Consider the following 21,799-nt stretch of genomic DNA (forward strand, 5'->3'; position numbering starts at 1 on the left):
ATGAACGAGGCAAGATGAGCGAGTTTTCCCTTTCGGATCTGGAAAAGATCGTCGATCAGCGCGCCAGGGCGGGCACGGACGAATCCTGGACAGCCAAGCTGGTTGCCGGCGGCCAGGCCAAGGCCGCCAAGAAGCTCGGCGAAGAAGCCATCGAGGCGGTCATGGCCGCTGTTTTGAACGATCGGAAGAACCTCACCGACGAGGCCGCCGATCTGCTTTACCATCTGATGGTGGTGCTGAAGATCGCCGACATCCCGCTGAAGGACGTGCTCGGCGAACTCGAGCGGCGTACGGTACAATCCGGTCTCAAGGAAAAGGCCAGTCGACAGAGCCAATGACCTTTATCGCCAAGCCGACACCGCCGCCAGAAACGCTGGACCACTTCCAGGCCAATGCCTATTCGCCCTATCACTTCTTTTCATCCGAGGAATGGTCGAATTTTCGGGCAGACACGCCCCTCACCCTGACGGCCGATGAAGTCGATCGTCTGCGATCGATGGGTGACCCCATCGATCTCGATGAGGTGCGGCGGATTTATCTGTCCCTGTCGCGGCTGCTCTCGGCCCATGTCGAGGCGTCGCAGATCCTGTTCGAGCAGCGAAACCGCTTCCTCAGCATGTCCGATGTGGCAAAGACGCCTTTCGTCATCGGCATCGCCGGATCGGTCGCCGTCGGCAAGTCGACGACGGCCCGTGTCCTCAAGGAACTGCTTGGGCGCTGGCCATCCAGCCCCAAGGTGGATTTGATCACCACAGACGGCTTTCTGCATCCCAACGCCGAACTGCAGCGTCGCAACCTGATGCAACGCAAGGGCTTTCCCGACAGCTACGACACCGGCGCGCTGCTCCGCTTTCTCTCGGCGATCAAGGCGGGCAGGCCCAACGTGCCGGCGCCCTGTTACTCGCACCTGGTCTATGACGTGTTGCCGAACGAACAGCAGATCGTTGATCGTCCTGATATCCTGATCTTCGAGGGCATCAATGTGCTTCAGTCGCGTCATCTGCCGGCCGATGGCAAGATCGTGCCGATGGTCTCGGATTTCTTCGATTTTTCGATCTACATCGATGCCGACGAGACTTTGGTGCGTAAGTGGTATGTGCGTCGCTTCATGCGGCTGCGCGAAACCGCCTTCCGGGATCCCAACTCGTTCTTCCACCGCTATGCCTCGATGCCCGAGGAAGAAGCGCTGCTGACGGCCGAGGGCCTGTGGAAGAACATCAATCTGCGGAACCTGCGCCAAAACATCCTCCCGACGCGTCCCCGCGCCGACCTGATCCTGCGCAAGGGCGGTGATCATCTGGTCGAGCGGGTGGCTCTACGGAAGCTCTGAGGTTTGCGCCGACCGAACCGATATTATTTCCCGACGCGCCTTAAGGTGAGATTTATGCGGCCACCGCTTTTCAGCAGGGTCGACGTGCCGGGGTAGATGCGGTCGACGCCGTGGAAACACAGCCTGCCATCACCGCCGAGGATGACGATATCGCCGCTGGCAAGCTTTAACGAGGACGTCTTGTCGGCCCTGTCGTTGCCGCCAATCCGAAAAAGACAGCTGTTGCCAAGCGAGATGGACACGACAGGCGCGCCCAGATCCTTCTCGTCCTTGTCCTGATGGAGACCCATTTTTGCATCGTCGGCATAGAAATTGACGAGACAGGCCTCAGGGGGCTTTTCATAGCCGGCTATTTCATTCCAGATCGTCAGAAGCTGCGGCGGTATGGCTGGCCATAGCTCGCCGGTGAGCGGGTGGGTGGACTGATAGCGATAACCGCGCTCCTTATCGGTGACCCAGCCCAGTGGCCCACAGTTGGTCATCCGCACCGACATCGGCTTGCCGGTTCGGGGCATGGCGGGCACGAAAAGCGGCGCTGCGGCAACGACGCCCCTGATATCCTCGACCAACGCCTCCTGCGCGGCGCGATCGAGATAGCCCGGCAGATGGCGAATTCCGTTCGACAGCATCATGGGGCAATTATCCGCGAGTGAATTCTGGGAGATATAGTGCGCCTGCGCCGGGCAAACATCCGATCAATCGCCACCGTCTGCCTTGCCACGTAATTTTTTCACTTCGGAACGGCCGGATTTGGCTTTCAGGCGCCTTTCGACGGAGCCTTTTGTCGGCCTGGTCTTTCGACGCGGCGGCGGCGGCGGCAGGGCGGCCTCAAGGATCAACTCCTTCAGGCGCTCGCGGGCGTCCTCGCGGTTTCGATCCTGGCTGCGGAAGCGGCTCGCCTCTATCATCAGGACACCGTCCTTCGACAGCCGCCGACCGGCCAGCTTCACGACATTCGTTTTGACGCGTTCGTTCAGCGAAGGCGAGCTGGCCAGGGTGAAAAAAAGCTGGACGGCCGTCGAGACCTTGTTGACGTTCTGGCCGCCGGGGCCGCCCGCCAAGACGAACTGCTCGGTCAGCTCCCAGCCGGCAATGGTGATCCGGTCATTGATGTAAAGCGCGTCGCTGGCCATAGAAATCTCCAAGGCCGTCTATCCCATATTGAAGGGCGCTTGAAAACAGTGGCAAAAGCAAAAGTGAAACCCGGCAACGAAATGCCGGGTTTCACGTGAATCATCCGCTATTTGAGCCTATTCGGCGGCAATCCGAATTCCGGGCGCCGCGTCGCGGACCCCACCATCGACATGGGCCTCGAACTTCGTGAAGTTGGTGATGAACATCTGCACGAGCCTGGCCGCCTGGACGTCGTAGGCCTCGGCATCGGCCCATGTGGACCGCGGATCGAGAATGCCGCCCTCCACGCCGTCGACCGAGATGGGGACAGCAAAGCCGAAGTTCGGATCGGTGCGGAAGCCGACCTTGTCGAGATTGCCCTGCAGCGCCGCCGCCAGCAGCGCCCGCGTCGCTTTGATCGGCATGCGCCGGCCGGCGCCATAGGCGCCACCTGTCCAGCCGGTGTTAACCAGCCAGCAATCGACCCCGTGCCGACCGATCAACGCCTTGAGGAGATTGCCGTATTCCGCCGGGTGGCGGGGCATGAAGGGGGCGCCGAAGCAGGTCGAGAAGGTTGCCTCCGGCTCGGTGACACCCTTTTCTGTTCCAGCCACCTTAGCGGTGTAGCCAGAGAGGAAGTGGTACATGGCCTGGTCTGGCGTCAGCTTTGCGATGGGCGGCATTACACCGAAGGCATCGGCTGTCAGCATGATGATCGTCTGCGGATGGCCGGTCATCCCGCTTTCCGAGGCGTTCGGAATGAAATGGAGCGGATAGGCGCTGCGGGTGTTTTCAGTCAGCGAGCCATCATCCAGATCCGGCACGCCCTCGGCGTCGAGAACCACATTTTCTAGCACGGTGCCGAAGCGACGGGTGGTGGCGTAGATTTCCGGCTCAGCCTCCGCCGAGAGACGAATTGTCTTGGCATAGCAGCCGCCTTCGAAATTGAAGATGCCATTTTCGCCCCAGCCATGTTCGTCGTCGCCGATCAGCGTCCGGCTGGGATCGGCCGACAAGGTCGTCTTGCCGGTGCCGGACAGACCGAAGAAGATTGCCGCGTCGCCATCCGGCCCGACATTTGCCGAGCAGTGCATCGGCATCACGTGACGGGCAGGCAGCAGATAGTTGAGCACCGTGAAGGCGGCCTTCTTCATCTCCCCCGCGTAAGACGTGCCGCCGATCAGCACCAGGCCTTTGGCAAAGTCGCAAGCGATTACCGTCTCGCTGCGGCATCCGTGACGTTCCGGGTCAGCGCGGAAACTCGGCAGGTCGATAATCGTCAGCTTCGGGACGAACGCGTTGAGATGAGCGCGATCCGGGCGGATCAGCAGGTTGCGGATGAACAGCGAGTGCCAGGCGAATTCTGTCACCACTCGCGTCGGCAAGGCGTAGTCGCTATCGGCGCCTCCGACGAGGTCCTGGACGAACAAGGACAGACCCTCGGCATGGGTCAGCATGTCGTGATGCAGCCGCGAAAAATGCTCCGGCGACATCGGCTTGTTGTTGTCCCACCAGATTTGATCTTCAGTGGTTTCGTCGCGAACCACGAACTTATCCTTTGGCGATCGTCCGGTATGTTGGCCAGTGATCGCGCGCAAAGCCCCATGAGCCGTCAGCTCCGCCTCGCCGCGCCGGATCGCTTCTTCATACAATCGTGCTTCTGGAAGATTGTACCGGACGCTCTCGACGTTGCCCAATCCGATCGTTTCGAGGCCAATTGCCCGGTTGTGTTCTCCGAAGACCTGCATTGCTTACGTTCCCCTTGCTGCGGCCTCGCGCCGTTAAACAAGGAAAAGCGTAGAGCTAAAAAAACCGTCACGCAATAGCTATAAATCTAAAAATGATAATGATTTCATATATTTAATCGATTTAAATTTGTCGACGAATTTTTAAATCGTTTGAATTCTCCTCAGAGCCAGTTCTTGTGGCGCAACCTTCGGTGTTGTCATCCACAGCATAAAAATTATCACCCTTTATCTCTGCCACAATTTGTTCCACCTTTATCCCTCATAAGCGCGCCTGGTTTGAGCCGAAATCTTCGGCCGACCGCCTGGGTCGGGGTCCAATTCCGGGAGATGCGTTTCGATGACGGAGACCAATGCTATGCTGACAATCGCGCTCGTGGACGACGACCGCAATATCCTCACTTCCGTGTCAATCGCACTGGAAGCTGAAGGATACAAGGTCGAGACCTACACCGACGGCGCCTCGGCACTGGACGGGCTTCTGGCGCGGCCGCCGCAGCTGGCGATCTTCGATATCAAGATGCCGCGCATGGATGGCATGGAGCTTCTTCGCCGTCTGCGGCAGAAATCCGATATCCCGGTGATCTTCCTGACATCCAAGGACGAAGAGATCGACGAATTGTTCGGCCTGAAGATGGGTGCCGACGATTTTATCACCAAGCCGTTTTCACAGCGCCTGCTCGTCGAGCGCGTCAAGGCAGTGCTGCGTCGGGCATCGAGCCGCGAAGCCTCGGCTGCCGCCAGCAACAACGGCGCTGCTCCGAAGGCCGGCGCCGTGCCGCAGGCGCGCTCGCTCGAGCGCGGCCAGCTTGTCATGGACCAGGAGCGCCATACCTGCACCTGGAAGGGCGAGCCTGTGACGCTGACGGTGACGGAATTCCTGATCCTGCATTCGCTGGCGCAGCGTCCGGGCGTGGTCAAAAGCCGCGATGCCCTCATGGATGCGGCCTATGACGAGCAGGTCTATGTCGACGATCGCACCATCGACAGCCACATCAAGCGCCTGCGCAAGAAATTCAAGATGGTCGACACCGACTTCGATATGATTGAAACCCTCTACGGAGTGGGCTATCGCTTCCGCGAAGCGGCCTGACGCGAGACATCGATGGCGGGTAATTGAGGGCGCTCCGGCAGCAATGCCGGAAGCATCCTTCGAAAGGTCCATGGCTTGGCACAGCTGGTGCAGCAGAAGCATAGCGACGACACGGATGGCCTGGATGGTGCCCGCGGCGGCAGCCGCTGGACGCATCCTTTCACGCTTATCCGCCGGATCTTCGGCAACGCCCTTTTTTCAAGCCTCACACGCCGCATCCTGTTCTTCAACCTGGCAGCGCTGTTGGTGCTGGTCGGCGGCATCCTCTATCTCAACCAGTTCCGCGAGGGGCTGATCGATGCGCGCGTCGAGAGCCTGCTGACACAGGGCGAGATCATCGCCGGCGCTGTCTCGGCCTCCGCCTCCGTCGACACCAACTCGATCACCATCGATCCGGAGAAGCTGCTCGAGCTGCAGGCTGGCCAGAGCATCACCCCGGTGCCGAACGACGATGATCTGGAATTTCCGATCGATCCGGAAAAGGTGGCGCCCGTGCTGCGGCGACTGATCTCGCCGACACGCACACGCGCGCGCATTTTTGACGCCGACGCCAATCTGCTGCTGGATTCCCGCCATCTCTACTCGCGCGGCCAAGTGCTGCGCTACGACCTGCCGCCGGTCGACGACGAGGTCCAGAGCTGGTCCGACTGGTTCAGCGGCCTGCTCAACAAGATGCTGCAGCCTTCCAACCTGCCGGTCTACAAGGAAGCGCCCGGCGGCGATGGCTCGATCTACCCTGAGGTCATGAACGCCCTCACCGGCGTGCGCGGCGCCGTCGTTCGCAGCACGGAAAAGGGTGAGTTGATCGTCTCGGTCGCCGTGCCGATCCAGCGCGCCCGCGCCGTGCTTGGCGTGCTGCTGCTGTCGACCCAGGCAGGCGACATCGACAAGATCGTCCATGCAGAGAGACTGGCGATCATGCGCGTCTTCGGCGTCGCCACCCTGGTCAATGTCGCGCTGTCGCTGCTTCTTTCATCGACCATCGCCAACCCGTTGCGGCGACTTTCGGCGGCTGCTATCCGCGTCAGGCGCGGTTCCAAGGTCCGCGAGGAAATTCCTGACTTTTCTGCGCGCCAGGACGAGATCGGCAATCTGTCGATCGCGCTTCGCGAAATGACCACGGCCCTTTATGACCGCATCGACGCGATCGAAAGTTTTGCAGCCGACGTCAGCCATGAGCTCAAAAACCCTCTGACGTCATTGCGCAGCGCCGTCGAAACGCTGCCGCTTGCCCGCAACGAGGATTCGAAGAAACGGCTGATGGATGTCATCCAGCACGACGTGCGCCGTCTGGATCGCCTGATCAGCGATATCTCTGATGCCTCGCGGCTCGATGCCGAGCTTGCGCGCAGCGATGCCGAGCAGATCGACATGGAAGTGCTGTTGCGCGACATGGTGGATCTCTCGCAACAGGTTCGCCACAGCAAGAAGGCCGTTGAAATCGACTATATCGTCGACCGCAAACCGGGCACCAAAACGCGCTTCCTGATCAATGGCCACGAGTTGCGCATCAGCCAGATCATCACCAACCTCATCGAGAACGCCCGTTCCTTCGTGCCGGCCGATGGCGGCAAGATCAGTGTGCGCCTGTCCCGCACGCGGACACGCTGCCTGGTTCATATCGAAGACAATGGTCCCGGAATCCAGGCCGAAGATATCGATCGGATTTTCGAGCGCTTCTACACCGACCGACCGGAGGCGGAAGGGTTCGGTCAGAACTCCGGCCTCGGTCTGTCTATCAGCCGCCAAATCGCCGAGGCGCACAACGGCTCGCTGAGGGCCGAAAACATCGTCGATGGCGACAGCGGCCAGTCGATCGGCGCCCGATTCATCCTGTCTTTGCCGGCCGAGGCAAGCGCGTGATGCCAGACCCTGCCAACATCCACGGGACTGCGATCGTTGTTGGAAAGACCGGCCTTCTGTTTCTCGGCCCATCGGGCGTCGGCAAGTCTGCCCTCGCCTTTGCCTGCCTCGCATCCGCCCGCCAACTCGGGATAACAGCTGCGCTTGTCGCCGACGACCGCGTTCTGATCTCGCGCCGATCCGATAGCCTGCTCGCTGAATGTCCTCCAGCGATCGCGGGCCTGATCGAGATCCGCGGCACCGGGCTGTTGCGTGTCGCTAGTATCTCGTCGGCGCCGCTGCACCTGGCAGTGCTGCCTGTTAACCTTGCGACAGCCGAGCGACTGCCGCCCGACGATGAACAAATCGACGTCGCGGAAGGTGTATCTTTGCCCGTCATCCGCCTGTCTTCGGCAAGTATAAACCCGCTCGCCATTATTATGGCTCGGCATCCAACTCACTTCTGAAATGGCGACTTGCGCGCCGGAATGAGGCCCAATCGATGCATTTTACGCTTGCACTTCGGCTTTTCATGGCCAAGATGAGCCCCCACCGGTGGACGCGATTGCTGCGTTGCGATAAGGGCCACCTGTTTGCTTATGCGATGGGAGCAGTAATATCATGATCGGACTTGTGCTTGTCACTCATGGCAAGCTGGCTGAAGAGTTTCGTCATGCCGTCGAGCATGTCGTTGGTCCGCAGAAATTCATCGAAACTGTCTCGATCGGTCCGGAAGACGACATGGACCGCAGGCGGCAGGACATTATCCAGGCCGTTTCAGGGGCCGACGACGGCCACGGCGTGATCATCCTCACCGACATGTTCGGCGGCACCCCGTCGAACCTCGCGATCTCGGTCATGAACAGCGGCCACACGGAAGTCATCGCCGGCGTCAACCTGCCAATGCTGATCAAGCTGGCCGGTGTGCGCGGCGATAACAACATGGAAAAGGCGCTGATCGAAGCATCGGAAGCCGGACGGAAATACATCAATGTGGCCAGCCGCGTCTTGAGCGGCAAGTGACGGAACGGCTATCCCGCCCATGACATCGCATTCACGCGAACTTCTCATCATCAACAAACGTGGACTTCACGCCCGCGCTTCGGCGAAATTCGTGCAGACGGTCGAAGCCTTCGATGCCGCCGTTACCGTTTCCCGGGATGGTACCACCGTCGGCGGCAATTCGATCATGGGCCTGATGATGCTGGCGGCCAGCCCCGGTTGCAGCGTGTTCGTCACGGCCAGCGGCAACCAGGCGAAAGAAGCTCTCGATGCTCTCGATGCCCTCATTGCCAACAAATTCGGCGAGGAAATGTAAACCGTAACTGATATAAAGACATAAAGACTTCTTTATATGCTGGTTGCATTTTGCCGCTCCGCCTGCTAGACGGGATCACTGTCGGCGCGCTCGCGCCCAAGAATCCCTAAACGCATCCGCCACCGACGTCGGTGGTCCGATGCCCTGTCCAGGCTGGAGACATCAATGAGCACTGACAAGGACTACGTCGTCGCCGATATCGCGCTTGCCGACTACGGTCGCAAGGAAATCGACATCGCCGAAACCGAAATGCCTGGCCTGATGTCCTGCCGCGAAGAATTCGGCGCATCGCAGCCGCTGAAGGGCGCGCGCATCACCGGTTCGCTGCACATGACCATCCAGACGGCCGTGCTGATCGAGACGCTGGTCAAGCTTGGCGCCGACGTTCGCTGGGCGTCCTGCAACATCTTCTCGACCCAGGACCATGCCGCTGCCGCGATTGCCGCGTCCGGCGTTCCTGTCTTCGCCATCAAGGGCGAGTCGCTCGAAGACTACTGGACCTACACCGACAAGATCTTCCAGTGGACCGACGGCGGCTTCTCCAACATGATCCTCGATGACGGTGGCGATGCCACCATGTACATCCTGCTCGGCGCCCGCGCCGAAGCCGGTGAGGATGTGCTGTCGAACCCGACATCCGAAGAAGAAGTGATCCTGATGGCGCAGATCAAGAAGCGCCTCGCCGCTTCGCCCGGCTGGTTCACCAAGCAGCGCGATGCCATCAAGGGCGTCACCGAAGAAACCACCACCGGCGTGCACCGCCTGTACGAACTCAGCCAGAAGGGCCTGCTGCCCTTCCCGGCGATCAACGTCAACGACAGCGTCACCAAGTCGAAGTTCGACAACAAGTACGGCTGCAAGGAATCGCTTGTTGACGGCATCCGCCGCGGCACCGACGTGATGATGGCCGGCAAGGTCGCCGTCGTCTGCGGTTACGGCGATGTCGGCAAGGGCTCGGCAGCCTCGCTGCTCGGCGCCGGCGCCCGCGTCAAGGTCACGGAAGTCGATCCGATCTGCGCCCTGCAGGCCGCCATGGACGGCTTTGAAGTCGTCACGCTCGAAGACGTCGTCTCCTCGGCCGACATCTTCATCACCACGACCGGCAACAAGGACGTCATCCGCATCGAGCACATGCGCGAGATGAAGGACATGGCGATCGTCGGCAACATCGGTCACTTCGACAACGAGATCCAGGTCGCTTCGCTGAAGAACCTGAAGTGGACGAACATCAAGCCGCAGGTCGACATGATCGAGTTCCCGAAGGGCAACCGTATGATCCTGTTGTCGGAAGGTCGCCTGCTCAACCTCGGCAACGCGACGGGCCATCCGTCCTTCGTGATGTCGGCCTCCTTCACCAACCAGACGCTGGCCCAGATCGAGCTGTTCACCAAGCCCGGCGAATACAAGAACGACGTCTACGTTCTGCCCAAGCACCTCGACGAAAAGGTCGCCCGCCTGCATCTCGCCAAGCTCGGCGTCAAGCTGACGGAACTTTCGACCGAACAGGCTGCCTATATCGGCGTCCCTGCGCAGGGGCCGTTCAAGGCTGACCACTACAGGTACTAATGTAGCTCAACATATCCACAACATCTTGTGGCCGCAGCATTGACAAATGCTGCGGCTTATTTTTTGGGCCGGACTCTTTTCGCGGAATCGTTAAAACTGTATCCTTTTAGGACTTGATTCGCAGTGAACCGAGCTTCGGGACCCTGCGGAAATGGGATGTCTTGTCGAGATGCGGCACATTACAGGACGGAGACAGACCGCGAATGGAAATGAACGAAAGCCTGCCAGAGCGGGCCGACGCGCGGTCATGCGTCCCGGACCTTGCAGCACAAGCCGGAACGCGGACGACTGATTTTCATCGCCAGCGCGCGCCACGCAAGGTGCAGCGCTTCGCAAACATCTTTGCCTATCTCGCTTCCGGTACGGCGGTAGCAGCGCTTGCGGGCCCGGCGCTCGCTCAAGCGCGGATGCCGGCTGCGGCGAGATTATTTACATCCTCGGAAATGGTCACCTTCTCGGTGGTGATCGGCGTCGTTTCGGCCGCGCTGCTGTCCACATTGTGGCTGGTGCGCCAGCGCGGCAGTCTTGAAAGCGAGAGCCGGGAAATTCGCACGGCACTCTCCGACGCCAACCAGCGTATTTCCCGGTACCAGGCGCTGATTGCCGACAAAAACCGCCGCATCGTCATCTGGGACGGCCCGAACACACGCCCTGAACTTCTGGGCCAGTTGCCGGTCGAAACCGGGGCGCCGCAAGACTCGGACTTTCTCGCCTTCGGTCGCTGGCTGAAATCCTGGTCCGCCGGCGATCTCGACAAGGCGATCGACAAGCTGCGCAGCAACGGCCAAGGCTTCGACATGGTGGTCGAGACCAACCGCGACGAAATTCTCGAAGCGCAGGGACGGATCTCGGGCGGCCGCGCCTTCGTGCGCTTCGTCGCGCTCAACAACCTCCGCGCCGAACTGGCCGACATCAAGATCGAACGCGACCGGCTGCTGACATCGATTTCCGCCTTCCAGAACCTGCTTGACGCCATCGACCTTCCTGTCTGGCAGCGAGATCCGGACGGCAAGCTCACCTGGGTCAATCATGCCTATGGCGAAGCCGTCGAAGCCATCTCGCCGGAAGAAGCCATTCGCGAGGGCCGCGAGTTCCTGAACACCATCGCCCGCGAGCGAATCCGCGCCACGGCAACACCGGACTCGCCGTTCCACGACAAGATTTCTACCGTCGTGCGCGGCAATCGCACCTTTTTCGACGTCGTCGACGTGCGCGCCCGCAGCGGCTCGGCCGGCATGGCGATCGATGTTTCGGAAGCGGAAGCTGTCCGCGCCGAGTTGCAGCGGACCTTGAAAAGCCACGCCGAGACGCTCGACCATCTGGCAACGCCGGTGGCCATCTTCGACGGCAATCGCCATCTGCAATTCTACAATCAGGCCTTCGTCCAGCTCTGGGAACTCGACATCGCCTTCCTGGAATCCAAGCCCGACAACAGCGAGTTGCTCGACCGCCTGCGTGCAGCGAAGAAGCTGCCGGAACCGCTGAACTGGAAGTCCTGGAAAGACAGCGTGCTTTCCGTCTATCGCGCGCTCGATACGCAGTCCGACCTCTGGCACTTGCCGAACGGCCAGATCCTTCGGGTCTTCGCCACGGCCCATCCGCAGGGCGGCGCCACCTGGGTGTTCGAGAACCTGACAGAGCAGGTCGATCTCGAGACCCGCTACAACACGCTTGTCAAAGTCCAGGGCGAGACCATCGATCACCTCTCCGAAGGCGTGGCGGTGTTCGGCCCGGATGGCCGCATGCGGCTTTCCAATCCAGCCTTTCGCGCGCTTTGGGGCATCAGCGAGGCTGAAGCCAAGCCGGGCGTTCATATCCGGATGGTCGCCGATGCCTGCCTTGCCTCCTACGACCGGGCGGACGGCTGGAAGTCCTTTGCCGAGCAGATCACCAGCTTCAACGATGAGCGGCCCTCGTCGCAAGGGACGCTTGAGCTGTTCTCAGGCCTGGTGCTCGACTATGCTGTGACGCCGCTTCCCAACGCCCAGACCATGCTCACCTTCGTCAACATGACCGACAGCGTGCGCGCCGAGCGGGCGTTGACGGAGAAGAACGAGGCCTTGCGCAAGGCCGACGAACTGAAGAACGATTTCGTCCAGCACGTTTCCTACGAGCTGCGCTCGCCGCTCACCAACATCATCGGCTTCACCGACCTCCTGAAGACACCCGGCATCGGGCCTCTCAGCGAGCGGCAGGCGGAATATATCGACCATATCGCCACCTCCTCGTCGGTGTTGCTGACGCTCGTCAACGACATCCTCGATCTTGCGACCGTCGACGCCGGCATCATGCGGCTGAACTACACCAACGTCCTGCTCGACGATCTCCTCGATGACGTGTCGCTGCAGATCGCCGACCGGCTGCAGGAAAGTGGCGTCGCCCTGGAAATAATCGTGCCGGCGCAGCTCGGAAGTGTCGTCGCCGACCAGCAGCGGCTCAAGCAGATCCTGTTGAAGCTGCTCAACAATGCAGCCAATTTCGCACCTGAGGGCTCCGTCATCTCGTTGACATGCGCACGCGAAGGGAGCGACTTCCTGTTCTCCGTCGCCGATCATGGCCCCGGTATTCCCGAGGAGATGATGCGCACGGTGTTCAAGCGCTTTGCCTCGGGCGGCAAGGGCGGCAAGCGCAGCGGTGCGGGCCTCGGCCTGTCCATCGTCGAAAGCTTCGTCAGCCTGCACAGCGGCCAGGTGTCGATCGATAGCCAGCCCGGCAAGGGCACCATCGTGACCTGCCGCATTCCTTCGGCCGACGCAGCGCAATCGATCGCCGCAGCCCAGTGACGGCGATGGACGCCCAAATCTCGGTTTTTCTCCAGGATGATGCCGCCACCCGTCAGCTCGGCGAGGATCTGGCGCTTGCCCTGGGCGTCGGCGACTGCCTGGCGCTAAGCGGCGATCTAGGCGCCGGCAAGTCGGCGCTGGCGCGCGCCTTTCTGCGGGCGATGGCAGATGACGAAGGCCTGGAGGTGCCGAGCCCGACCTTCACACTGGTGCAGTCCTATCCGCTTCGCATCCCCGTCTCGCATTTCGATCTCTACCGTTTGGGAGACCCCAGCGAACTCGTCGAACTGGGCTTCGACGAGGCGCTTGAAAACGGTATCTGCCTGGTCGAGTGGCCTGAAATGGCCGATGCCGAACTACCGGTCGGGCGGATCACGTTGCGGCTGGAAACGGAGGGCGTCGGTCGGCGCGCAATTATGACAGCGCCGGCAATGCAGGCCGACCGCATTCGGCGCGTGCTAGCGATCCGGGAGTTCCTCGACCGCAATGGCTATCGGGGAGCCGAGCGTCGTTTTCTGACGGGCGATGCATCGATGCGCGCCTACGAGGCGATCTATCCCGCCGACGGTGGCAGCCGCGTTATCCTGATGGACTGGCCGCGCCGTCCCGAGGGGCCTGCCGTCCTCGATGGAAAGCCCTATCCCAAGGTGGCTCATCTGGCCGAAGACGCCTATCCTTTCGTCGCCATCGCCATCCTGCTGCGCGAAAACGGATTTTTGGCGCCTGATATCTTCAGCGTCGACTACGAGCAGGGGATTCTGCTGATCGAGGACCTCGGCGCGGACGGCGTCCTCGATGCCGATGGTGAGCCGATGCCGGAACGCTATCGCGCGGCTGTTGCCTGCCTTGCCAAGCTTCATGGGATGAATATTCCGCAGGATATCCCGGTGACGCCGAGCCATGTGCATCACATCCCGGATTTCGATCGCACCGCGATGCGGATGGAAGCGCGGTTGCTGCTCGACTGGTATTTACCATGGAAGCGCGGAGAGCCCGCCAGCGATGCCGAACGCGACGACTATCTTTCGATCTGGGACTGGCTCATCGATCAATTGAATCAGGCGGAAAAGAGCCTGCTGCTGCGCGACCTGCACTCTCCCAACATCATCTGGCGCGGCGCGGAGGCGGGCATTCGCCGTGTCGGACTGATCGACTTTCAGGATGCGATGATCGGGCCGACCGCTTATGATCTTGCGTCGCTGGTTCAGGACGCCCGCGTCACCGTGGAGCCACCACTCTTCCGGCAGTTGATGGACGACTATCTGGCCCTCCGCCGCGATCAGCCTGGCTTCGACGAACAGATGTTTCTGAAGAGCTGGGCCATCATGTCGGCGCAGCGCAATTGCAAGCTCGCCGGCCTTTGGGTGCGGTTGAAGCAGCGGGACGGAAAGGCGGGCTATCTCAAGCATATGCCGCGCACCCTCGCCTATCTGGAGACTGCATTCGAGCACGAAGCGCTTGCCCCCTTGCGCGAATGGTGCGCAAGGGCTGGTATAGGCGCAATCGAATCATAAGTTCCGGATCAGATGACCATCAAACAGGCCATGGTACTGGCGGCGGGCCTTGGCACCCGCATGCGCCCGATCACCGATCGCATTCCTAAGCCGCTGGTGAAGATCGGCGGCAAGGCGATGCTCGACTACGGGCTGGACCTGCTTGCGGCTGCGGGGGTCGAAAAAGCCGTCGTCAACGTCCACCACCATGCCGACCAGATGCTGGCGCATCTCCACTCCTACAAGGCCCTTGAGATCGTCGTCTCCGACGAGACGCAGGCACTGATGAACTCCGGTGGAGGGCTTGCGAAGGGCCTGAAGCTGCTCGACCGCGATCCGGTCTTCGTCATGAATGCGGATCTCTTCTGGATCGGCGAAACGGCGGGCCGGCCGACCAACCTTGCGCGGTTGGCGGATTTCTTCGATGCTGAAACTATGGATATGGCGCTCCTCTGCGTGGAACTGGATCGGACCACAGGCCATAACGGCAAGAAGGATTTTTCCTTGGCAGCCGACGGCCGGCTGACACGCTATAGCGAAGGGGCGCCCGCGCCCGTCGTCTATGCCGGCGCCATCGTGTTGAAACCGGGATTGTTCGACGACGCGCCGGACGATGCCTTCAACCTCAACATCTATTTCGACCGCGCTATCGCTAACGGTCGGCTTTACGGGCTGATCCTCGATGGCGAGTGGCTGACGGTCGGCACGCCCGACGCCATCGATGCCGCAGACGAAACGATCCGCCGAGTGGCACGAAGCGAGATGACATGAGGAGCCGCCAGCGCATCCTGACGATCCCGGCCGGATTGCCATTCCTGGCGACGCTCGCTGCAGCGCTTTGCGATGGCAGGCTGACGGATCATTATCGCCACGATGCCGCCGACCCCCTGTCTCTCGCCAAGGTGACGATCTATCTTCCGACGCGGCGCGCGGCGCGTGTTCTACGATCGGCTTTCGTCGATCTGCTCGGTGGACAGTCGGCTATCCTTCCGGTTATCCGGCCGCTCGGCGAAACCGATGACGACAGCGGCTATTTTGACGAGAATCTGCCTGCCACCGCCGACCTGCTGCAACCCCTGTCCAACACGGCACGGCTGTTGGAGCTGGCGCGGCTGATCCTTGCCTGGCGCAACAAGCTGCCGCAGATCGTCCGCGATATCCATTCGGATTCACCGCTGGTGGCGCCGGCAAGCCCGGCCGATGCTATCTGGCTGGCCCGAAACCTGGCGGAGCTGATCGATTCGATCGAGACCGAGGATCGCGACTGGGCGGACCTCGCCAAGCTCGATGCGCAGGATCATGCGCTGTGGTGGCAACTGACGGCGGAGTTTCTCCAGATCGCCAGCGCCTTCTGGCCCGCCCGGCTCGACGAGCTCGGCCGATCGTCCCCGGCGCGGCACCGCAATGCCATCCTGCGGGCCGAAGCCAAGCGGCTCGCCACCGCTCAGCCCACTGGCCCAATTATCATCGCAGGCTCGACAGGCTCTGTCCCGGCGACTGCCGAACTCATTGCCGCCGTGGCCGCCCTGCCGCAGGGCGTCATCGTGCTGCCGGGCCTCGACACGACGATGTCCAATGAAGACTGGGCGACGGTCGCACCTTTGCCTAGCCTCTCCGACCGCGTCGATCCGGCAAGCCGCAGCCATCCGCAATATGGCTTGGCGCAACTGCTGAGGCAGCTGAATGTCGAGCGGGACGAGGTCGAGACGATCGAGACCGCGTCCCCGATGTTGCAACGTCGTGCCGAGGTGCTGTCCCGCGCGCTTGCGCCGGCCACGGCGACGAGTGGCTGGGGTGAGTGGCAGAAGACACTGCCTTCAGGCGCTATCCGCGAGGTATTTGCCGATGTTTCGCTGATCGAGGCGGCAAGCGAGCGGGAGGAGGCCACGGCAATCGCAATCGCGCTGCGGCTGGCTTTGGAGAAGCCGGGTCGCGACGGCAAGGAGAGCCAGGCGGCGCTGATCACGCCCGACCGCAATCTGGCACGGCGGGTGACAGCCGAACTCGCACGCTTCGGCATCATCGCCGACGATTCGGCCGGGACACCGCTCTCTTCAACCCCGCAGGGCAGTCTGCTGACGCTTCTGCTCGAGGCGACGCTGAGACCTGGCGATCCGGTCGCCATCGTCAGCCTGCTCAAGCATCCCCTGGCGCGCTTCGGGCTCGATCGCGCGACGTTGGATCAGGCCGTCGGCGGGCTGGAACTGCTGGCACTGCGCGGTGGTGTCGGCGAAGTCGACATCAATTCGCTCGAACCGCTGCTGCAACAGCGGCTGGTTGAGCAGGAGAACAATCGCTATGCGCCTGAATGGCGCGACAGCCTGCCGCCTGAAGCCGGCGAACTAGCGGCCCGCCTTGCCCGCTGCGTCACTGAGGCAACCGAGCCGCTGGCCTCAGCGCTGGTTCGGCGGCGGCCGGAGGATCGGCGGCTGACGACCAGCTTTACCCTGTCGGAATGGGCGGAGCGGACCGGGCGCGCGCTCGAAGCCGTTGTCGCCGACGAAAACGGCGATCTCTCCGCGCTCTGGTCGGCTGAGGCAGGCGATGCATTGGCGACCGTGCTGCGCGAAGTCATGGCAACCGACGGCCAGATGGAAGCCGATGGACCGCAGTGGATCGACATCATGATGGCGCTGTCGGCCGGCCAGGCCGTCAAGCCACGCGCGCTCAGCCACCCCCGCCTGTTCATCTTCGGGACGCTGGAAGCTCGGCTGCAGAGCGTCGATACGCTCATCCTCGGCGGTCTCAACGAGGGCTCCTGGCCGGGACAGACGGCTAACAATCCCTTCGTCTCGCGCAGCATGAAGACCGAGATCGGCCTCGAACCGCCAGAGCGCCGCATCGGCCAGCTGGCCCACGACTTCGAGATGGCGAACGGCACGACGGATCTGATCTACGCGCGGGCGCTGCGGCAGGGGTCGACGCCGACGGTTGCTTCGCGCTGGCTGCAGCGGCTGATGGCGCTCGGTGGCAAGGACTTTGCGGCCGAACTGAAGAGCCGCGGCGACCGCTTCCGCGACTGGGCGGCGCTGATCGATGCCGGCGAACGCCAGGATCCCGCGCAGCGCCCGGCACCGAAGCCGCCCGCCGCGCTGCAACCAAAAAGCTATTCCTTCAGCGAAGTCGGGCGGCTGCGGCGCGATCCCTACGCCATCTATGCGCGGCGGATTCTCCGTCTCGATCCCATCAATCCCTTCAACAGCGACCCGGGTGCGGCCGAGCGCGGTACGCTCTACCATCGCATCGTCGACCGTTTCACGCGCGAGGGACATCTCGCCTCGGCACCGGATGCATTGCGGGCGATGGAACGCATCCTCACCGAGCTTTTCGACGCGGAACAGTTGCCGCCGCATATCGATGCCGTCTGGCGACCGCGCTTTCGCGAGGTGGCGCGGGCCTTCCTGAATTGGGAAAAGGACCGGCAGCCGCAGATCCGACAAACATTCACCGAGGTACGCGCCGCTGTCGATCTTGACAGCGCGGGTATCCGCCTCACCGGCGTTGCCGACCGCATCGATCTGAAGGGGGGCAAAGCCGCCGACATCATCGACTACAAGACCGGGTTCAACCCGACGCCCCAGCAGGCTCGGGCCCTGCTCGATCCGCAGCTGGCTCTCGAGGCCTATGCCCTGCAGGCCGGCGGCTTTCGCGATATCGGTTCGCTGAGCCCCGATAACCTGCTTTATGTCCGGCTTCGGCCCGGCGATCGGTTCAAGGAAGACCAGGTGAACAACGAACTTGCAAAGGCCAGCGCCCGGACCCAACCCAAGTCGGCGCTGGACCTCGGGCACGAGTCCATTGAGCAGCTCAGCCAGTTCGTGCTTCTGCTGCGCTCCGGCGAGAAGGGGTTTGCGTCGCGACTGATCCCCGCCCAGCAACAGGAATTCGGCGGCGATTACGATCATCTTGCGCGCGTATCGGAATGGTCGACGGCCGAGGCGGAGGAGGCTGCCGACGATGAGTGAACTGGCGGAGCTTCCCACCGGCGACGATGCCGGCACCTGGATCGGCTGGACGACGGTGCAGCAATCGCTGGCCTCAGATCCGACCCGGTCAGCCTGGGTTTCGGCCAATGCCGGCTCCGGCAAGACCCACGTCCTGACGCAGCGTGTGATCCGGCTGCTGCTCGCCGGGGCGCGGCCGTCGGCCATCCTCTGCCTGACCTACACCAAGGCGGCGGCATCCGAGATGTCGAACCGCGTCTTCGACCGGCTGGCCGAATGGGCGACGCTGTCCGATGAGGCGCTCACCAAACGTATCACCGATGTCGAGGGGGCAGTGCCCGATGTCTTCAAACTGGCCGAGGCAAGGCGGCTTTTTGCCAAGGCGCTGGAGACGCCGGGCGGTCTGAAGATCCAGACGATCCATGCCTTTTGCGAAGCGCTGCTGCATCAGTTTCCGCTCGAAGCCAATGTCGCCGGTCATTTCTCGGTGCTGGATGACCGCGCCGCCACCACATTGCTCGCCGACGCGCGGCGCTCGCTGCTGACCGCAACCACGCCTGAGGAGGATGCCGACCTGGCCGAGGCTTTTGCCTATGTGCTCGATCTCGGCGATGAATCCGGGCTGGAGACGCTGCTCGGCGAGATCATCGCCCATCGCAATGCCATCCGCCGCTTCGCGCTCGACGCGGCACAGCGCGGCGGTCTCGATGCCGTGATGCGACAACGGCTCGGGCTCTCCGCCGAGGAGACCGAAACTGGCATTGCCCATCAGTTCTGGCCGTTGCCGGGTCTCTCGGGCGCGACGCTCGACCGATACCTCGAGCTTGCTGACAGCAAGGGGGGCAGCAAGGCGCTGGAAGTCGCCTACGGTCTCAGATTGGCGATGCGCGAGATCGATCCGATGGAGCGCGCCAGCATTCTCGAAAAGGTGATGCTGACCGCCAAAGGCGAGCCGAAGGCCGACGGGCAGTTTGTCGTCAAGGCAATGCTGGCCGAGGCGCCTGACCTTACCAATGCCATTGCCAGCGCCCGGGACCATGTGAGCGCCTGCCGGGACAGACTGAAGCGCATGCGCATGTACCGGGCGACGCGAGCAGCACTGACGCTCGCAGACCGGCTCAACGAGGACTACGCGGAGCTGAAGAAACAGCGCAGCCAGCTGGATTTCGAGGACCTGATCACCCGCACCGCCGAACTCCTGACACGAAGCGGCGTCGGACCGTGGATCCATTACAAGCTGGACCAGGGCATTGACCATATTCTCGTCGATGAGGCGCAGGACACAAGCCCGATCCAATGGAGCGTTATCCAGTCTCTGGCGGAAGATTTTTTCTCCGGCGCCAGTGCCCGGCCGACCCTGAGGACGCTATTTGCCGTCGGCGACGAAAAGCAGTCGATCTATTCCTTCCAGGGTGCACGGCCGGAGCGTTTTTCCGAGGAAAGCGACCGCACGCGGCGGCGCGTTCTTGCCAGCGGTCAGGCATTTTCGCCGGTGCGGCTGCCGCTGTCCTTCCGCTCCACATCGGACGTGCTGTCGGCCGTCGACCATGTCTTCTCAACGCCGGACAATGCGCGGGGCCTCAGCGCCACCGACGAGGCCGTCGTCCACCGGTCGAGCCGCATCGGCCATCCCGGCGAAGTCGACCTCTGGCACATGATCGCGCCGGAGCCCGCCGCCCGGGAAGAGGACTGGACGGCACCCTTCGATGCGACGCCGGAAAGCGCGCCGGCAGCAATCCTGGCGCGGCGCATGGCCGATGTCATGGACAGGCTGGTCGGCCATGAAACGATCATCCACCAAGGAAAAAGCCGGGTTATCGAAGCCGGCGACATCCTGGTTCTGGTGCGCAAGCGCGACGCCTTCGTCAACGCGCTGACCCGCGCCTTGAAGAAGCGCGGCAACATTCCCGTGGCCGGCGCCGACCGACTGGTGCTGACCAGCCACATCGCCATCCAGGATCTGCTGGCGCTCGGGCGCTTCCTGCTGTTGCCGGAAGACGACCTGTCGCTGGCGGCGGTGCTGAAGAGCCCGTTGTTCAACCTCTCCGAGGACGACGTCTTCATGGTGGCGGCGTTGCGCAGCGAGGGCACCAGCGTCTGGCGCCATCTGCAGGCATTCGCCGCGGATGGCAACGAGACCTGCATGGCGGCCGTCGAGCGGCTAAGGCTGTTCATGGCCCTGTCGAAGACCTATTCGGTCCATGACCTCTTCGCCCGTATCCTTGGCAGCCACGGGGGCAGGCGCCAGTTCCTGGCACGCCTTGGAACCGAGGTCAGCGATATCCTCGACGAGTTCCTGACCTTCGCACTCGACCACGAGACCTCCGGGCTGCCCGGCCTGCAGGCCTTCATCTCGACGCTCGAACTGGAAGCGCCCGTCGTCAAGCGCGAGCAGGATAAGGGGCGCAACGAAGTCCGGATCATGACGGTGCACGCTGCCAAGGGGCTGGAGGCGCCAATCGTCTTCCTGGTCGATGGCGGCTCGAAATCCTTTACATCGAGCCATTTGCCGAAGCTTCGGATGCTCGAGGGGCGGGGCGACGAGGTGCCGATGCCGGCCTGGCTGCCTCTGAGCGCGCTCGGCAACTCGCTGACCCAGGCAGATGCCGCCCGCATTCAAGGTCAGGCGGAGGAAGAGTATCGGCGCCTGCTTTATGTCGGCATGACGCGGGCCGCCGACCGGCTCATCATCTGCGGCTATCGCGGCGTTCGTCAGAACCCGGATATCTGGCACACCATGATCGCAACTGCGCTTGGACAACATGCCGAGCGCTGTAGCGAAGCCACTTTTTCAGGTCCGGATGGGGAATGGACGGGATTGCGCTGGCGGGTCGGCGGCGCTGCGCAGGTCTTCGAACAGACAGCTGCGACCGAGGCGAAGGCCGACCGGGCCGCACTTCCAGCCGCTTTGTCGCGGCCCCTGCCCGCACCGCGCCACCTGCCAAGGCCATTGAGCCCTTCGGGCGCCGGCACCATCATCGATGACGAAGCCGGCAATCTTACGGTCGCCTCCAAGCTGTTCGGCGACAAGGGTGCCTCCGATCGCGCACTCGAGAAGGGCCGGCTTGTGCACCGGATGCTGCAGATGCTCCCGGATATCCCGCCGCAGGAGCGCAGCGCTGCTGCACAACGCTATGCCGAGCGCACGACGCGCTACTGGCCAGCCGAGGAACGGCAAGCCCTGGTGAGTTCCGTACTGGCCTTGATCGCGCATGACGCGCTGCAGGGTGTTTTCACCAGCCACGCCCAGGCCGAAGTCTCGATCATGGGCACGCTGCAGTTGGGCGAGCAATCCTATGCTGTTTCCGGGCGCGTCGACCGTTTGGCCGTCCTGGAGGACCGCGTCGTCATCCTCGATTACAAGACCAACCGCGTACCGCCGGCGACGCTGGAGGCCATTCCTTTTGCCCACAAGGCACAGCTGGCAATCTACCGCGAGATCCTGGCGCCGCTCTATCTGGGCAAGCGCATCGACTGCGTTCTGGTCTACTCGGAAGACGCCACAGTCCACACCCTGACGGAGCAAGTCCTCCGATCGGCGCTTGCCGAACTCAAGACAAAGTGAAATACCA

Annotated in this window: 16 protein-coding genes; 13 read left to right on the forward strand and 3 right to left on the reverse strand. The window is 62.3% G+C overall.

The window, feature by feature from the left end; all coding sequences use genetic code 11:
* Nucleotides 1-14: 14 nt before the first annotated feature.
* On the forward strand, nt 15-338 hold the full coding sequence (locus tag VH564_RS20775) for a phosphoribosyl-ATP diphosphatase (protein WP_423341761.1): 324 nt from the start codon (nt 15-17) through the stop codon (nt 336-338).
* A complete protein-coding gene (gene coaA, locus VH564_RS20780) occupies nt 335-1,330 on the forward strand; it encodes a type I pantothenate kinase (protein WP_423341762.1) in 996 nt (331 codons plus the stop codon). Before VH564_RS20775 ends, coaA begins: the two co-directional genes overlap by 4 nt.
* Before the next feature lie 23 nt (nt 1,331-1,353).
* On the opposite strand, the gene VH564_RS20785 is transcribed toward coaA, so the two are convergent.
* The 3 genes from VH564_RS20785 to VH564_RS20795 form a co-directional block, all read right to left on the reverse strand.
* Nucleotides 1,354-1,962, reverse strand: coding sequence for an alpha-ketoglutarate-dependent dioxygenase AlkB family protein (locus tag VH564_RS20785; protein WP_423341763.1), 609 nt, complete (start codon nt 1,960-1,962; stop codon nt 1,354-1,356).
* A gap of 63 nt (nt 1,963-2,025) precedes the next feature.
* Nucleotides 2,026-2,463 (reverse strand): alternative ribosome rescue aminoacyl-tRNA hydrolase ArfB, encoded by a 438-nt coding sequence (gene arfB, locus VH564_RS20790; RefSeq protein ID WP_423341764.1) that lies wholly within the window; start codon nt 2,461-2,463, stop codon nt 2,026-2,028.
* A gap of 117 nt (nt 2,464-2,580) precedes the next feature.
* Nucleotides 2,581-4,191 (reverse strand): phosphoenolpyruvate carboxykinase, encoded by a 1,611-nt coding sequence (locus VH564_RS20795; RefSeq protein WP_423341765.1) that lies wholly within the window; start codon nt 4,189-4,191, stop codon nt 2,581-2,583.
* Between the two features lie 355 nt (nt 4,192-4,546).
* On the opposite strand from VH564_RS20795, the gene VH564_RS20800 reads away from it, so the two are divergent.
* The 11 genes from VH564_RS20800 to addA all read left to right on the forward strand — a co-directional run bounded on the left by VH564_RS20800 (nt 4,547) and on the right by addA (nt 21,792).
* Nucleotides 4,547-5,281 carry a response regulator transcription factor gene (locus VH564_RS20800; RefSeq protein ID WP_423341818.1) on the forward strand — a complete coding sequence of 245 codons (735 nt, stop codon included), beginning with the start codon at nt 4,547-4,549 and terminating at the stop codon, nt 5,279-5,281.
* A gap of 75 nt (nt 5,282-5,356) precedes the next feature.
* Nucleotides 5,357-7,144, forward strand: a complete 1,788-nt coding sequence (locus tag VH564_RS20805; protein WP_423341766.1) for a stimulus-sensing domain-containing protein — start codon at nt 5,357-5,359, stop codon at nt 7,142-7,144.
* Nucleotides 7,144-7,590: an HPr kinase/phosphorylase gene (locus tag VH564_RS20810; RefSeq protein WP_423341767.1), complete on the forward strand. Its 447-nt coding sequence runs from the start codon at nt 7,144-7,146 to the stop codon at nt 7,588-7,590. The genes VH564_RS20805 and VH564_RS20810 overlap by 1 nt, the downstream gene beginning before the upstream one ends.
* A 154-nt stretch (nt 7,591-7,744) precedes the next feature.
* Nucleotides 7,745-8,146, forward strand: coding sequence for a PTS sugar transporter subunit IIA (locus VH564_RS20815; RefSeq protein WP_423341768.1), 402 nt, complete (start codon nt 7,745-7,747; stop codon nt 8,144-8,146).
* Nucleotides 8,147-8,165: 19 nt separating this feature from the next.
* Nucleotides 8,166-8,441: an HPr family phosphocarrier protein gene (locus VH564_RS20820; protein ID WP_423341769.1), complete on the forward strand. Its 276-nt coding sequence runs from the start codon at nt 8,166-8,168 to the stop codon at nt 8,439-8,441.
* A gap of 165 nt (nt 8,442-8,606) precedes the next feature.
* Entirely contained in the window at nt 8,607-10,007 is a 1,401-nt protein-coding gene (ahcY, locus tag VH564_RS20825; protein WP_423341770.1) for an adenosylhomocysteinase, read from the forward strand.
* A 203-nt stretch (nt 10,008-10,210) separates the two neighbouring features.
* Nucleotides 10,211-12,790 carry an ATP-binding protein gene (locus tag VH564_RS20830; RefSeq protein WP_423341771.1) on the forward strand — a complete coding sequence of 860 codons (2,580 nt, stop codon included), beginning with the start codon at nt 10,211-10,213 and terminating at the stop codon, nt 12,788-12,790.
* Between the two features lie 5 nt (nt 12,791-12,795).
* Nucleotides 12,796-14,304: a tRNA (adenosine(37)-N6)-threonylcarbamoyltransferase complex ATPase subunit type 1 TsaE gene (tsaE, locus tag VH564_RS20835; protein ID WP_423341772.1), complete on the forward strand. Its 1,509-nt coding sequence runs from the start codon at nt 12,796-12,798 to the stop codon at nt 14,302-14,304.
* A 12-nt stretch (nt 14,305-14,316) separates the two neighbouring features.
* Nucleotides 14,317-15,054, forward strand: a complete 738-nt coding sequence (locus VH564_RS20840) for a nucleotidyltransferase family protein (protein WP_423341773.1) — start codon at nt 14,317-14,319, stop codon at nt 15,052-15,054.
* Nucleotides 15,051-18,248, forward strand: coding sequence for a double-strand break repair protein AddB (gene addB, locus VH564_RS20845; protein ID WP_423341774.1), 3,198 nt, complete (start codon nt 15,051-15,053; stop codon nt 18,246-18,248). The genes VH564_RS20840 and addB overlap by 4 nt, the downstream gene beginning before the upstream one ends.
* Nucleotides 18,241-21,792, forward strand: coding sequence for a double-strand break repair helicase AddA (gene addA / locus VH564_RS20850; RefSeq protein ID WP_423341775.1), 3,552 nt, complete (start codon nt 18,241-18,243; stop codon nt 21,790-21,792). Before addB ends, addA begins: the two co-directional genes overlap by 8 nt.
* Nucleotides 21,793-21,799: the final 7 nt, after the last annotated feature.

Source organism: Rhizobium sp. HT1-10, from assembly GCF_049472505.1.
GTDB lineage: Bacteria > Pseudomonadota > Alphaproteobacteria > Rhizobiales > Rhizobiaceae > Rhizobium.

Bases quoted from the DNA above. Each gene is read 5' to 3' on its own strand.
- VH564_RS20775 (WP_423341761.1), top strand. From the start codon at position 15: ATGAGCGAGTTTTCCCTTTCGGATCTGGAAAAGATCGTCGATCAGCGC.
- coaA (WP_423341762.1), top strand. From the start codon at position 335: ATGACCTTTATCGCCAAGCCGACACCGCCGCCAGAAACGCTGGACCAC.
- VH564_RS20785 (WP_423341763.1), bottom strand. From the start codon at position 1,962: ATGATGCTGTCGAACGGAATTCGCCATCTGCCGGGCTATCTCGATCGC.
- arfB (WP_423341764.1), bottom strand. From the start codon at position 2,463: ATGGCCAGCGACGCGCTTTACATCAATGACCGGATCACCATTGCCGGC.
- VH564_RS20795 (WP_423341765.1), bottom strand. From the start codon at position 4,191: ATGCAGGTCTTCGGAGAACACAACCGGGCAATTGGCCTCGAAACGATC.
- VH564_RS20800 (WP_423341818.1), top strand. From the start codon at position 4,547: ATGCTGACAATCGCGCTCGTGGACGACGACCGCAATATCCTCACTTCC.
- VH564_RS20810 (WP_423341767.1), top strand. From the start codon at position 7,144: ATGCCAGACCCTGCCAACATCCACGGGACTGCGATCGTTGTTGGAAAG.
- VH564_RS20815 (WP_423341768.1), top strand. From the start codon at position 7,745: ATGATCGGACTTGTGCTTGTCACTCATGGCAAGCTGGCTGAAGAGTTT.
- VH564_RS20820 (WP_423341769.1), top strand. From the start codon at position 8,166: ATGACATCGCATTCACGCGAACTTCTCATCATCAACAAACGTGGACTT.
- ahcY (WP_423341770.1), top strand. From the start codon at position 8,607: ATGAGCACTGACAAGGACTACGTCGTCGCCGATATCGCGCTTGCCGAC.
- VH564_RS20830 (WP_423341771.1), top strand. From the start codon at position 10,211: ATGGAAATGAACGAAAGCCTGCCAGAGCGGGCCGACGCGCGGTCATGC.
- tsaE (WP_423341772.1), top strand. From the start codon at position 12,796: ATGGACGCCCAAATCTCGGTTTTTCTCCAGGATGATGCCGCCACCCGT.
- VH564_RS20840 (WP_423341773.1), top strand. From the start codon at position 14,317: ATGACCATCAAACAGGCCATGGTACTGGCGGCGGGCCTTGGCACCCGC.
- addB (WP_423341774.1), top strand. From the start codon at position 15,051: ATGAGGAGCCGCCAGCGCATCCTGACGATCCCGGCCGGATTGCCATTC.
- addA (WP_423341775.1), top strand. From the start codon at position 18,241: ATGAGTGAACTGGCGGAGCTTCCCACCGGCGACGATGCCGGCACCTGG.